The sequence below is a fragment of the Turicibacter faecis genome (assembly GCF_037076425.1).
Taxonomy (GTDB): domain Bacteria; phylum Bacillota_I; class Bacilli_A; order MOL361; family Turicibacteraceae; genus Turicibacter; species Turicibacter faecis.
The window spans coordinates 426362-439676 of record NZ_AP028127.1; the positions used below are offsets into that span (position 1 = coordinate 426362).

Annotated in this window: 12 protein-coding genes and 1 pseudogene; 11 read left to right on the plus strand and 2 right to left on the minus strand. The window is 36.4% G+C overall.

The window, feature by feature from the left end:
• Positions 1-65: 65 nt before the first annotated feature.
• The 10 genes and pseudogenes from AACH31_RS02090 (at position 66) to AACH31_RS02130 (ending at position 8941) form a co-directional block, all read left to right on the plus strand.
• Positions 66-1592, plus strand: a complete 1527-nt coding sequence (locus tag AACH31_RS02090) for an ATP-binding protein (RefSeq protein ID WP_338617802.1) — start codon at positions 66-68, stop codon at positions 1590-1592.
• Positions 1593-1878: 286 nt separating this feature from the next.
• Positions 1879-2601: a response regulator transcription factor gene (locus tag AACH31_RS02095; RefSeq protein WP_345786194.1), complete on the plus strand. Its 723-nt coding sequence runs from the start codon at positions 1879-1881 to the stop codon at positions 2599-2601.
• Positions 2602-2759: 158 nt separating this feature from the next.
• Complete coding sequence (locus tag AACH31_RS02100) at positions 2760-3086, plus strand: hypothetical protein (RefSeq protein ID WP_338617803.1); 327 nt, start codon at positions 2760-2762, stop codon at positions 3084-3086.
• A 37-nt stretch (positions 3087-3123) separates the two neighbouring features.
• Complete coding sequence (locus AACH31_RS02105; protein WP_338617804.1) at positions 3124-3558, plus strand: potassium channel family protein; 435 nt, start codon at positions 3124-3126, stop codon at positions 3556-3558.
• Complete coding sequence (locus AACH31_RS02110) at positions 3558-4232, plus strand: potassium channel family protein (RefSeq protein ID WP_338617805.1); 675 nt, start codon at positions 3558-3560, stop codon at positions 4230-4232. The genes AACH31_RS02105 and AACH31_RS02110 overlap by 1 nt, the downstream gene beginning before the upstream one ends.
• Positions 4219-5679 carry a TrkH family potassium uptake protein gene (locus tag AACH31_RS02115; protein ID WP_338617806.1) on the plus strand — a complete coding sequence of 487 codons (1461 nt, stop codon included), beginning with the start codon at positions 4219-4221 and terminating at the stop codon, positions 5677-5679. The genes AACH31_RS02110 and AACH31_RS02115 overlap by 14 nt, the downstream gene beginning before the upstream one ends.
• A 433-nt stretch (positions 5680-6112) precedes the next feature.
• Complete coding sequence (gene nagA / locus AACH31_RS02120) at positions 6113-7246, plus strand: N-acetylglucosamine-6-phosphate deacetylase (RefSeq protein ID WP_262951212.1); 1134 nt, start codon at positions 6113-6115, stop codon at positions 7244-7246.
• A gap of 359 nt (positions 7247-7605) precedes the next feature.
• Complete coding sequence (locus tag AACH31_RS02125; protein WP_338617808.1) at positions 7606-7905, plus strand: hypothetical protein; 300 nt, start codon at positions 7606-7608, stop codon at positions 7903-7905.
• An 11-nt stretch (positions 7906-7916) separates the two neighbouring features.
• Positions 7917-8174 (plus strand): annotated as a pseudogene (locus tag AACH31_RS11775) (helix-turn-helix domain-containing protein); the annotation flags it as partial.
• An 11-nt stretch (positions 8175-8185) separates the two neighbouring features.
• Positions 8186-8941 carry an ISL3 family transposase gene (locus AACH31_RS02130; RefSeq protein WP_338617586.1) on the plus strand — a complete coding sequence of 252 codons (756 nt, stop codon included), beginning with the start codon at positions 8186-8188 and terminating at the stop codon, positions 8939-8941.
• Between the two features lie 173 nt (positions 8942-9114).
• Here the strand turns inward: AACH31_RS02130 and AACH31_RS02135 are convergent, their stop codons facing one another.
• Together AACH31_RS02135 and bsh are read right to left on the minus strand one after the other, a co-directional pair.
• On the minus strand, positions 9115-10359 hold the full coding sequence (locus tag AACH31_RS02135; RefSeq protein WP_262950296.1) for an MFS transporter: 1245 nt from the start codon (positions 10357-10359) through the stop codon (positions 9115-9117).
• A 145-nt stretch (positions 10360-10504) separates the two neighbouring features.
• Positions 10505-11494 (minus strand): choloylglycine hydrolase, encoded by a 990-nt coding sequence (gene bsh / locus AACH31_RS02140; protein ID WP_161830928.1) that lies wholly within the window; start codon positions 11492-11494, stop codon positions 10505-10507.
• A 651-nt stretch (positions 11495-12145) separates the two neighbouring features.
• On the opposite strand from bsh, the gene AACH31_RS02145 reads away from it, so the two are divergent.
• A complete protein-coding gene (locus AACH31_RS02145) occupies positions 12146-12997 on the plus strand; it encodes a sialate O-acetylesterase (protein ID WP_262950295.1) in 852 nt (283 codons plus the stop codon).
• The last annotated feature ends 318 nt before the right edge of the window (positions 12998-13315 follow it).

Consider the following 13315-nt stretch of genomic DNA (forward strand, 5'->3'; position numbering starts at 1 on the left):
CAATTAGAAATTATTCCTCCTAGATAAAATCTTTTTCGCCCTATATGTAGAAAGAAGGAATTTTGTTGAAAAGGTTATCTGTTATTAAAAATAGTATAAAAATGATTTTTATTTTCTTAATCGGTTTAGTTCTTTCGTTTCTGTTTGATTATCTTGGATTTAATGAGGCGAATATTATTCTTGTTTTTACCTTATCTGTTTTATTGACAGCGCAATTTACCGATTTTTTTATCTATAGTTTTATTTCTTCCCTGATCGTCGTGCCCTGTTTTAATTTCTTTTTTATTGAACCACGGTATTCGTTTAATGTTTATGATGCGGATTACCTCATTACTTTTTTCATTATGTTGATGGTGACCCTTATGGCCAGTATACTTACCAATCGTATTAAACGGATTGCAGCGGTGGCAAAGGTAAGAGAAAATCGAATGAAATTTTTATATGAAAGTAATAAACACTTATTACTCGTTCAGGGTCAGGAACCAATTGTAAATGAAAGCGTGAAAAATTTAGCTCGTATTTTAAAAAGAGATGTGGCGATTTCTCGCTGTGATGAAAATCATCAATTATTACCGCTTCAAAATTATAGTTATTCATTGAAAGAAGAGGCTTCCTTGTTTTTAAAGAGTCTCTCTACCGAAGAAATGGCAAAGGTAATTTCCTCCGATCATGATGGGTTAGATCCAAACTTACAAATTTACTACTATCCGATTCTGGGAAAAAATGATACACTCGGTGTGATTGCGATTTCACTTATAAATAAGGATAAACTTGATGAAAATGAAATGACATTACTTCAATCCTTGTCAACTCAAATCGCTTTTGCTCTTGAAAGAGAACGATTATACGAGCAACATAAACAGGCTAATTTAGAGGCCGAACGCGAGCGCCTAAGAGGAAACTTACTTCGTTCAATTTCACACGATTTAAAAACACCGCTGACGAGTATTTTAGGGTCTACTTCAACTCTTATTCAAAACAATCACATCATTACCGAGGAAATTCGCTTAGAGTTGTTAAATAATATTTATGATGAGACCACTTGGCTTCAACGGTCGATTGAAAATATTTTAAGTATGACAAAGATTGACGAGGGAAGATTAGAATTAGATAAACATCCGGAATTATTAGAGGAATTGATTACCGAGGCAGTGACACGAATTCAACGCTTCCATCCGCAGGTTAAGATTGTGGTCGATATTGAAGAAGAGATGGTTTTCCTAAATGTTGATGCCGTATTAATTGAAACGGTTCTTGTCAATTTACTCGATAATGCCGTCCATTTTTCAAAGGAGAATCCGGTTATTACTGTTAGAGCCTATCCAGTTGGGAAGGATGTCTGTTTTCAAGTAATTGATGAAGGAAGAGGAATTTCAGAAGAAGATCTTCCGTTTATTTTTGATCGATTTTATACAAAAGGGCAAGGGGGAGTATCGCATAAAAAAGGAATTGGCTTAGGGCTTACGATTTGTAAATCAATTGTGCAAGCCCATCATGGGACAATAACGGTCTTTAATAATGTGCTTAATGGATGTACGTTTGAATTTTTGATTCCAATGGATTATGAGAATGGGGCACTATCGAGCGTATAAGGATAAAATCTTTACACTTTCTTTATGCTAGTAATAAATTATTTAATACAATCTTTATATCAGATTTGATAAACTAAAGGTAAAAACATAAAGAAGTTTGTCATTTAAGTCGGAGCTAACGATTTGAATGTCGATTGTATGAATAAGCCCTTAGGGGTTAGTTTTGTAAAGTGGACGTTAGGACGAGGCGTTAGAATAAAATAAAGGGATTGGTGTCGAATATGTCCCCTTCATATGAATTTAAGGGGAGAAGACGAGCTCTAATCAATGATTAAGAATGGAAGTGATGATGATGGAGATTAAGCCGTTGATTTTAATCGTAGAAGATGATAAATCAATTGCTAAGTTTGTGAAGGTGTCGATGGAGGCACAGGGATATAAATGTATTGAAACAACAACGGGTCAAGGTGCATTGGCCTTAGTCTTTTCAAGTAATCCTGATGTCATCATTTTAGATTTAGGACTACCGGATATGGATGGGCTTGAAATTATTGAAAAGATTCGTCCGCTCACTCATGCGAAGATTATTGTCGTTTCGGCACATGGACATGAACGAATTAAAGTTGAAGCGTTGGATACAGGGGCAGATGATTATTTAACAAAACCGTTTAATGTTTCAGAATTATTAGCCCGTGTTCGTGTTGCTTTACGCCAATTAAAACAAGTTCACGTATTAGGTCAGATGGCCCAAATGCAGGAGGAAGCCACTTCTTTTAAAGTGGGCGATTTGTTAATCGACTTTGATAAACGCAAAGTGGTGATTCGTGAGGAAGAGGTCCATTTAACCCCTATTGAATTTAAACTGATTGAATTAATGGCGAAGCATGCTGGCCGCGTATTAACTCATCGATTTATGATTCATGAGATATGGGGTGGTTATGGAGAGAATGAAACACAGTCTTTACGCGTATTTATGGCAAATATCAGAAGAAAAATTGAACTAGAGCCGACGCATCCGCGTTATATCATTACGGAAGTTGGGGTTGGTTATCGTTTAGTGGATGAATAAAAAAGGAGTTATCACTTTGAGTTGATAGCTCCTTTTTTCGTTAAGGAAATGTTCAAATCTTTATAAGACTCTTATACGGGATATGGTTATCTTAATACAATCTTTATACTAATTTTGTTACACTTGTAGATGCCATTAGTTAAGAAGAGGTGAGCAAAATGGGACAAATAAAGGGAGATGCCCTGTTTGAGGAATGTGTTATTTGTTCGGTTAATTATTTAAAGAGTTATCAATACAAAGAAGCGTTGGCGATGATTCATGAGGCCATGCAGGCAGATGATACATCGGCACTCGTTTATAACCTACTTGGTATCTACTATGAAATGAAGGGGGATTATGTTCGAGCAAGAAAGCTTTATTTGGTGGCTAGTGCATTAGATGCTTCGTTTTTACCAGCGATGAATAATTTAAATCGCCTAACGTCTTATATGGCGGAGAGAACGCAAGTATCCATCGATTTTGGAAATTATGAGCGACATAAATAAGAGAAGATGAACAATAATCTGAAAGGATGTTTATGAGATGAGATTAAAGAAAAAGAATTATATTGTTATTGTGGGGTGTAGCCAGTTCGGTGCAACGATTGCCTCTACCTTTTCACAACAAGGCTGTGATGTTGTGGTGATTGATCAAAATGACATGGCGTTTCGAAAACTAGAGTATGGATTTAGTGGCTATAAAGTGATAAAAGATGGGACAGATGTTGAAGTTTTAATTCAGGCTGGCATTGAACAAGCTTCCCTAGTCGTAGCGGCGACAGATGATGATAATGCTAATCTGATGATTTCCCAAATGGCTAAAGAGATTTTTAATGTCGAGGAGGTTGTTTCTCGATTATATGATGTCGATAAACAAATTTTATATCGCGATTTAAATATCAAAATGATTCGTCCAACCCGATTGACGATGGATGAGTTTGATAAACTAGTGATGAAACGCGAGGGAGGAAAATTCTAATGAAGGTTTTAATTGTTGGAGGACGTGGGAAAGCCGATTTTTTAATGAACTCATTACTTGATAAAAAAAATAGCGTGACGTTAATACACGATGATGAGGAATATTGTAGACAATTAGCCCGTAAATATGACACGACGATCATTTGCGGGGACGGAACAAAACGTTATATATTAGAAGAAGCTGAGATTGAAAATCAAGATATCGTAATTGCATTAACACCGAAAGATTGTGCGAATTTCGTCATTTGTCAATTAGCGAAGAAAGTTTATGGGATAAAGAGAGCTTTTGCGACTGTCAATAATCCTAAAAATGTTGACGTGTTTAAAAAATTAGGGATTGATTCGGCGATTAGTGCGACTTACGTAGTGTCAAATATGATTGAACAACTTGCGACGATTAATGATTTATCTCATTTAACGGTGATGGAATCGGGCCATATTCATTTAATGGAGTTGCTTGTGAAGGAGCAAGATCCGATCGTAAATCAACAGATTAAAGACATTGATATTTCTGAAGAAATGATTATTAGTTGCATCATTCGAAGTAATCAGGCCCTAATTCCAAAAGGAGATACATTTATTTTATCGGGTGATAAACTTATCATTTTATCAACCAGCACGCAACCTCAATCATTTATCGGACAGTTAGTAGGTGATTCCTATGAAACGCGTTAAACAAAAATATTTAATCATGGCCTATTTATCACGCTTTATGATGATTATTGGCCTCATTTTATTCATTCCTTTATTGGTGCTCCCTTTTTATCCGCAAGAGGTGATTTATTGCAAGGATTTCATTATTCCTGCCCTTATCGCTATCTTATTAGGAGGGGGATTAACGAAGGTACTTCCTTTTGAGCGGTCACAACGACTCTCGGTGGGGGATGATGCGGTGATTGTGGTAGGGGCTTGGATCCTTGCGATTGTATTTTCGGCCATGCCATTTGTTTTCTCTCATCAATTAAATGTAACACAAGCCATTTTTGAATCGGTAAGTGGTTGGACGACGACGGGATTATCGGTTGTTAATACGGAACAAACGGCGCACATTTTTTTAATTCATCGAAGTGTTACTCAATTTTTTGGAGGGGTAGGAATCGTTCTAGTGTTATTGTCGGCCCTTTCAAGTACATTTGGATTGCAACTTTATCAATCAGAGGGGCATAATGACTATTTGCTTCCTAACTTGATTAAATCTTCACGCCTTATTTTAGGAATTTATTTTGGCTATATTATGATTGGCGTGCTACTCTACACCTTATTTGGGATGCCGTTATTTGACGCGATTAACCATTCAATTGGTGCCCTTTCTACAGGTGGTTTCTCCGTTAAAACATTAAGCATTGAGGCTTATGATTCTGTGGCAATCGAGGTGATTACCATTGTTCTGATGTTATTAGGAACAACGAATTTTGCTGCCCATCTTCTGCTGCTTAGGGGAAGATTAAAATCGTTTTTTAAACTAGGTGAAATTAAGTTTATGGCTCTTTTGATTGGAATTGGGGTGGCACTTTTGACCGTTTCATTAGCCGGAACGGTATTGGGGTCATTAGGTGACTCGTTCCGAGTGGCTATTTTCCAAGTTATTTCGGCGTTGTCTACAACGGGATATGCGACAACAAGTTATACAACGTTCACTTCATCCGCACTGTTTATCATGATTGTTTTGATGATTATCGGGGGAGGGGCCGGTTCAACATCAGGTGGGATTAAGCTCTATCGTTTCCTTCTATTAGTCAAACAGAGTATTTGGAACGTGTATCTTCAATTTAAACCTGAACATTTGATTAAGGAACCATTTGTATTAAAGCCCGAGGGAAAAGTTTATTTAACGAATGATGACTTTAAAGAGGCTTCAAATTATGCTTTTATTTATATGGTCTTGCTGGGGATTGGGACGTTTATATTTTTAGTGATGGGTTATCCTCTTCAGGAGTCGCTATTTGAGTTTGCGTCGTCATTAGGAACGGTCGGTCTTTCGATTGGAATAACTGCTCCTGATCTTCATCCACTTTTATTGTGGACGGAAATAGTGGGGATGCTGTTTGGGCGCTTAGAAATTTGGGTTATCTTTATTTCACTGATTAAAATTTGTACGAGACGTAAAAGAGGTCGCAACTAAGAAAACAACCCTTGTTGTTAATCTGATTCAAAAGCATCGCGATTCTTTTTAACACTTCCTAATTAAGAGAAAAAAGAGGAAGGATCGTTCATAAATATCAAATGGATACGGTATGAGTTCATAAAGGGTCTCATACCGTATTTATTTAGGATGCGGTTGTGATCAGAATCATTAATGTCGGTTGATAGGGGTAACTTTCTCTAGCGTTTGTGGTAAACTAAAGAGTAGCAGCCTCTCATTAGGGTGAGGGGTGAAATTGGTGATACCGTTTTCTAGTAGTTACTTCAACGGGGCATTGTCAGTGTGAGACTTATAGTCGTTACTTTCTTTGTTAGCTTACAAAAAATTTAATCCAATTCGTTTGTAAAATCGCCAGACAGTAATAAGATAGGGAGCGTTGGGCAATTTGAATTTAAGGGATAGAGGTGTGAGAATGAAGGCAATTAAGAATGGGAAAATCATAATGCCCCAAGGTATTCTTGAAAATCAGGTGCTTGTATTTGACGAAGTGATTAGATCGATTCAAGTAGAGGTTCCCGAAGATTGTGAAGTCATCGATGCCCGTGGCATGTATGTGTCTCCAGGATTAATTGATGTACACGTGCATGGAAGTTGTGGTGCTGATACGATGGATCAATCGGTTGAGGCCATCGAGACCATTAGTCAAGGAATTGCTCAAAATGGGGTGACGGCTTTCTTACCGACAACGATGACCATGAGCCAAGAAGATATTTATGGAGCTTTAAGCGTCATTCGGGAATGTATGAGACGGTCATTAGTTGGGGCTAAAGTTTTGGGTGCCCATATGGAGGGACCGTTCATTAATGAGTTGTATAAGGGGGCGCAGTCGAGTCAATATATTGTAAAACCAAATTTTTTATTTATAGAACCATATACCGATGTTATTAAATTGGTTTCCTATGCACCAGAGTTGGATGAAAGTTACGCGTTTACCAAAGCGGTGAAGGAAAGAACAGAGATAACCTTATCTATTGGCCATACGAATGCCACCTATCAACAAGCTAAAGAGGCCTTTGCCTGCGGATGTAGTCATGTCACGCACTTATTTAATGCAATGACGCCACTTAATCATCGGGAGCCTGGCGTGGTTGGGGCTGCATTAAGTAGTGATGTTTTTACAGAATTAATTGCGGATACGATTCATATTCATAAAGATTTATTCCCGTTTGTGTTGGCGAATAAGGGAAAAGAGAAAATTGTGTTGATCACAGATAGTATGCGCGCCGGATGTATGAAAGATGGAACGTACGATTTAGGTGGGCAAGCCGTGTTTGTTAAAGACGGAGCCGCCCGACTTGCTAGTGGAAATTTAGCTGGAAGTGTGTTGACCTTAAATCAGGCCGTCTATAATTTTTATAAGTATACAGACGTCACGTTGTGGGAGGCGATTCATATGGCTTCTTTAAATCCAGCGACATCCATCGGTATCCATCATCAAAAGGGAAGTCTGGATGTATCAAAAGATGCAGACATTGTTATTTTTGATGAGGAACTCAATTGTTATTTAGCGTTCGTTGAAGGACGCGAAGTAGTTAATAAATTTTGAAAAAGTGGGTTATTAATAACTGATTAAATGGGGTACTATCCCGCTAAAATGCTTATTTTAGACGAGTAGAGGATGGGATTTTCATTATAAAAAGAAGCCATTAAGGGATTATGCTTAATGGCTTCTTTTTATAAGTCTTTACTTTTTAGGAAGGGATCTTTATAAGATAATTGAATGTTTCGTGGGGGGAAGGTGCTGAGCTGCCTAAGAGGAATCTTAAGTGGTTCTATAATTTTTGGTGTGGGTGGGATTACTCACACCTTTTTGATTGCCATAAATATTGAGACAAAAAAAAGAGACATAGTCCCCAAAATCCTATACAATGTAATCGGCTAAAACAACACGAAAGGATTGGTTTTATGTCTCATACTAATTGTATCTCAACTTTACTTGATTTAAAAGATAAAAATATTACTTTTTCAGAAAATTGTATCCAGGAAACTCAGATTAAGAATGTTCGTTCTAAACTTATTTTAGGGACTCTTTCTTTTCAACCGACTCATTGCTACCACTGTGGTCATTCTTTTGACTCAAATATCATTAAACACGGCTTCAAAACTTCACGTATTAAGCTAGTCAAAATTTCCGGATTTGATGCTTATCTAGACTTAAAAAACAACGTTATAAATGCCGTCATTGTGACCGAACATTTACCCTAGAAACATCTCTTGTTAACCCTAATTGTTTTATTTCCACTCCCGTAAAACAAGCCATCTTTTTAGAAGCTAGTCATAAGAAATCCGAAACAGATATTGCACGTGAGCTTAACGTTTCTCATTCAACCGTTAACCGCGTCATTCATTCTTCCTATGAAGAACAGCCGCTTCCCTTTAATTCTCTCCCAAAAGTTCTTTGTTTTGACGAGTTTAAGTCGGTTAAATCGGCCGAGGGTCACCTGCCATGCGAAGCATGTATCCTCCATTGGTAGGGAACGGAGCAATGTCCTTCATTTTTTGTGATGCGTCCAATGGAAAGCTAATTGATATCGTTGAAGACCGTCGCTTAAGTACACTAAGGACTTATTTTATGCGATTTTCTAAAGCAGCTCGTGAAGGTGTAACCCACGTCGTCATTGACATGTACGCCCCTTATATGACACTCATTAAAGAGGTATTCCCTAAGGCTAAGATTGTTTTAGATAAATTTCATATCGTTCAACTAGTCTCTCGTGCTCTTAATAAAACACGCATTCGTTTCATGAATCAAAATAAAGAGTTTTATAATAAATTCAAACATTATTGGCGACTTCTCTTAAAAGCCCAAGAAGATCTTAATGCCACTCATTACTTCTATTCCAACTGCTTCAAAAAGATGATCTCTCAACAAGAAATTATTGACTTTTTATTAGCCCTAGACCCTGAACTAAAGGAGACTTATGATTTCTACCAAACTGTCCAACAGGCTATTAAACTTCGTAACCTTGAAATATTTCATCATGCCATTCAACACCCCTCTGACCTGCTTTCACACGAAATGAAAACAGCTTTAAAAACACTCACTCATTATCAAGATTATGTCAAAAATACTATCGAAACTCCTTATACAAATGGAGTACTTGAAGGAATTAACAACAATATCAAAGTCATTAAGCGAATCGCTTTTGGATACCGTAGTTTCTACCATTTCAAAGCAAGAATTTTGATTATTCATAAATACACTTTTGAACAAAAAAAGAAGAGGAATCAAACCATCTAAAGAATAGCCTAATTCCTCCCGATTATATGTATAGATTTTATTCACCCACACTATTTGATAAAGAACCTCTTAAGTTCGTCATCAGCAGGACCCGTGGATTAACATTTCTTTCAAAAGAGACAAAAACGGAGTGAATACTTTCACTCCGTCGTTGAATGTTGAATAAAGAATAATTATTTTTGTAATAATTTTTTAGCTTGGATTTGCCCCATTAAGTTTAAGATGTAACCGACTACCCCAACGGCAATGAATAACATACAAGCAGAAGTTAATCCAATTTTATTTGAAAGGGTTGTAAATAATAAGGCTGAAATCGAACTACCTAAGGCGAATGACATACCGACTTTTGCTAACTTCATTGTTCCATCACGTTGTCCAAAAACATCTGACGGCATAAAGGCTGGTGCTGATGTGATTGTAAAGACAGTTAATCCAGATAAGATAGGAACAAGGAATCCAACAAAGCTTCCGGTTGGCATAAAGGCCATGATAATTAAAGCTAATACGTTAGCGATTCCTGATAAAACCATTGGAACGAATGATCCTAATTTATCGAATAATTTACCACCGGCAACGTTACCGATTAAACATGAAACACCAAAGATTGAACCAGCAACACCTAATTGACTTGCTTCAAATCCTTTTTTAGCTAAAACTGGAATAGCCTGTGTTGATACAGCTACAACGGCGAAACAGATTAATGCACAACCACACCAGAATGTCCAGAAAGCAGATGTTTTACTTGTTTCTTTATCTGATAATCCATCAAATTTTTGACGTACAGGTTTTGCTGATGTTTCAGTTGAAACTTTTTCTTCAGGAAGCTCACCTTGTTTTGGATATCTAATAAATAATAAGGCTAATGGCACACCAATTGCAATCATCGCTAAACCTAAGATGATGTATGTTCCACGCCATCCAACGTTCGCTAATAAATTAACGGTAATAGGTTGTAAGAAGACGTTACCAATTGATCCACCTGCTAAGGCGATTCCTAATGCAGTCCCGCGTCCTTCACCTGGGAACCAGTGTCCCATCATAACTGGTAATGATAATCCTGTGAATAAAATTGTACCGATTTGTGTACAGAAAGCACTCGCGTTAAACATAATTGCATTTTGTGCTAAACCGTATGACGCGAAGGCTAAACCACCAATAATTAACCCGGCAACATAAATATATTTAATTTTGAATTTATCATAAAATTTAGCGAAGAATGGGTTAAATAAAGCAGGGATTGTTCCTGATAAATACAATAAAGTAAATCCAACTTCAGTTACGACCCCTGATTCAGAAACCGGTGTTTGCATTTGACTTTGTAAGTTTTGAGAAATACAGTATGGTAATGCTTGGATTAACATACAAATGAACACGATAAAATATCTTTTACCATTGCTAGCTTTTACAGTCTGATCCATATCAGAGTCCTCCTATATCATTTTCCGTATTTAGTTTTCGTTATAAATGGGCGATTTTTAAGAAACAATTTCTAGGACTAATCGGTTAATCAATGATAAGGAGTTAATAGCTCCCGAAAAGATTGTTTCTTAAAAATAAGAATCTTTAATTTTGTTGCGTAACAGTAAACTCGTCATTAAATGTAAACAACTTCACTTCTTTGGCATCTAAATCTTCGTGATGCATATTGATCGCGGAAATACTATGGTTCGTATAAGTTTTATAATAGTAGATTCCTTTTTCTTGATCGATACATGACGTATACAAAGTGATGTCATTTAAATGCTGAGGCGTTACAACCGATCCGCGTACCATGGCGACCCCGTTTAAAATATGGAAAAACTCGCTCATTCCAGAATAATTGACATCTGCATAATCAATATGATTACGTAAGAAGGCAGCTTTTACGAAGCGTGAAGGTGAAGAGTAGTCACCAGGTAATCCAAAGGCACCAAGCCCTTGACCTAATGGTTTTAGATTCTGTTCACCACATGCGGTATCTTGAGGTTGGGTAGCAGTAAGTCCCATATACTGTGTTAAATTTGTAAGGTGCCAATCAAATGTTGGCGCATTCGTCAAAACACCGACCTTATTATCCATCACTTTTAATCCATTTACGGTTTTTTCAACGACAATACTTTCACCTGTTTTATCACAGATCATCCAATGGAGTGGAGAAATCGGTACTTGTTCATTTAATGGAACCCCAACTAGTACAACATTTTTTAAAGCTTCTTTTACCTCTTTAACCGTTTCAAAATTAGCGGCAACCCATAAGAGTAAATCATAAGGTGCAATATTTGTTTTACCCTCTACGGATTTGTCGTCCCAGTGTGCGTATTTCGGAAAATTTAATCCCGCTGCAGCTAATCCCTTCTCATTACAAACATCTGCATAAGAAGGATGTTCATCAATTAGTGTTCCCATTCCGATAATCGCATATTTCGTTTGTTCTACTTCTCCAGTTGCACGATTTTTATAACCAAAATGTCTTGGAGTTAAGAGAACGGATTGATTGAACGAATACTCAATATCCATGTTGCGACCAAATAAATGAGAACCGTCTTTAGCTGTTAGTGATAGTGCAGTACACATCGGTGATTTCCCCTTTCTAGTACATCAACGTTCATTTAATCTGACATTGTTTTAAGAAATCTTACCTTGTTGAATGTAAGATTAAGATTTATATTTTATACAATATATCTACATTTATGAGTGATAAGCTCTACCATTTTGGAGCAAAATACTCATCGAAAAACAAGGTCTACTCTTATAATGCCAAATTATTGATGTATTAAACGCATAATTTAAGGATATTGCTAATAATTTTTAAATTAAAGAGGGTCCATTGATAACGTTAAAATGGATGTTTTTTTGTAAACATGAGGCTTAATTCATCATGAAAAACCTCTTAATCAACGTTACTGATATAGTTTAATCCCATTTTGAAAATAAGTAAAATAGATTATTTTTATATAGATTATAAGTAAAATTTATGTAAGGGGAATCACGTGGATGAAGAAGGATCCTAGTCTTCTAATAAAAAGAAATTCAACTTTGATTCGCATAAAAGGATTTTATATTTGATGAAACAGATTCTTGTGTTCGAAAAGAGAATTATCTTAAAGTTAAAGGTCTTAAAGAATTTTTTTTTAGATGTTCATCTAGGGGAGGCCGAATAATTCCTTTCAGAGAGTAAATCATAACTAGTTGTCATTAAATTTATCAAAGGAGAAGGTGGAAAAGGTGATTAAATCGATTTTAATGTTAGGACAATCCAATATGGCTGGAAGAGGGTTTATTAGCGATGTTCCTCCTATTTATAATGAACGAATTCAAATGTTGCGTAATGGAAGGTGGCAACTCATGACTGAACCCATCAATGTTGATCGACCGGTTTCAGGGATTAGCTTAGCAGGTTCATTCGCAGAGGCGTGGTGTCATGAAAATCCAAGTGAAACGTTAGGGTTAATTCCGTGTGCTGAAGGAGGAAGCGCATTAGATGATTGGGCAATTGATCAATCATTATTTAAGCATGCACTTAGTGAGGCTAAATTTGCGATGCAAAGCAGTGAATTAATTGGTATTCTCTGGCATCAAGGAGAAAGCGATAGTTTTAATGGAAATTATAAAGTCTACTATAAAAAATTACTTCTAATTATAGAAACGCTTCGTGAAGAGCTCGGTGCTCCAAATATCCCATTAATTATCGGAGGATTACCAGACTTTTTGGGCAAGCAAGGATTCGGGCAAAATTGTAAGGAATATGAGTTCATTAATAAAGAATTAGAGAGATTTGCGTTTAATCAAGAAAATTGTTATTTTGTAACGGCGAAGGGGTTAACTTCTAACCCGGATGGGATTCATATAGATGCTATTTCTCAAAGAAAGTTTGGAATAAGGTATTTTCAAGCCTTTTCGAAGCAGGAACATGTCCTAACCCCACTCATTAATGAGGAAAAATTAGTAGGGCAATTAGCCGCACGCAAAAATACAAAAACCGAAAAAATTTACATAAAAACATTGGATTTTTCACTTGGGAAAATATCGTACGATGACTATCTATCCGCAGTAATGAAAATTAACTCAGAGGAATAAAATCTTAAATTAAAGGAGGAAGGGATTACTTTTGATCCCTAGTCATAACATTTTAATAATCGTTAGAATGTGTGAGGAGTATGATAAATAAAGGGTGTACTGTATGAGCAATAAGAATAAAAAATAACGAAGGATTTGAATCAATCGATGGTTTAAAAATAATGATTGATAACAGACTCGCTCTAATTTCAATGGTTGTTATAGGTAGGAATATATCGAAAAAAGGTGCGATTTTATCATATGAGGACAGTTATTTACATATGATTTGATGTAATGTCCACTTAGATGATAAATGTGTCGTTTATAGAATGGAGTGTC

Bases quoted from the DNA above. Each gene is read 5' to 3' on its own strand.
- AACH31_RS02095 (WP_345786194.1), top strand. From the start codon at position 1,879: ATGATGATGGAGATTAAGCCGTTGATTTTAATCGTAGAAGATGATAAA.
- AACH31_RS02100 (WP_338617803.1), top strand. From the start codon at position 2,760: ATGGGACAAATAAAGGGAGATGCCCTGTTTGAGGAATGTGTTATTTGT.
- AACH31_RS02105 (WP_338617804.1), top strand. From the start codon at position 3,124: ATGAGATTAAAGAAAAAGAATTATATTGTTATTGTGGGGTGTAGCCAG.
- AACH31_RS02110 (WP_338617805.1), top strand. From the start codon at position 3,558: ATGAAGGTTTTAATTGTTGGAGGACGTGGGAAAGCCGATTTTTTAATG.
- AACH31_RS02115 (WP_338617806.1), top strand. From the start codon at position 4,219: ATGAAACGCGTTAAACAAAAATATTTAATCATGGCCTATTTATCACGC.
- nagA (WP_262951212.1), top strand. From the start codon at position 6,113: ATGAAGGCAATTAAGAATGGGAAAATCATAATGCCCCAAGGTATTCTT.
- AACH31_RS02125 (WP_338617808.1), top strand. From the start codon at position 7,606: ATGTCTCATACTAATTGTATCTCAACTTTACTTGATTTAAAAGATAAA.
- AACH31_RS02130 (WP_338617586.1), top strand. From the start codon at position 8,186: ATGTCCTTCATTTTTTGTGATGCGTCCAATGGAAAGCTAATTGATATC.
- AACH31_RS02135 (WP_262950296.1), bottom strand. From the start codon at position 10,359: ATGGATCAGACTGTAAAAGCTAGCAATGGTAAAAGATATTTTATCGTG.
- bsh (WP_161830928.1), bottom strand. From the start codon at position 11,494: ATGTGTACTGCACTATCACTAACAGCTAAAGACGGTTCTCATTTATTT.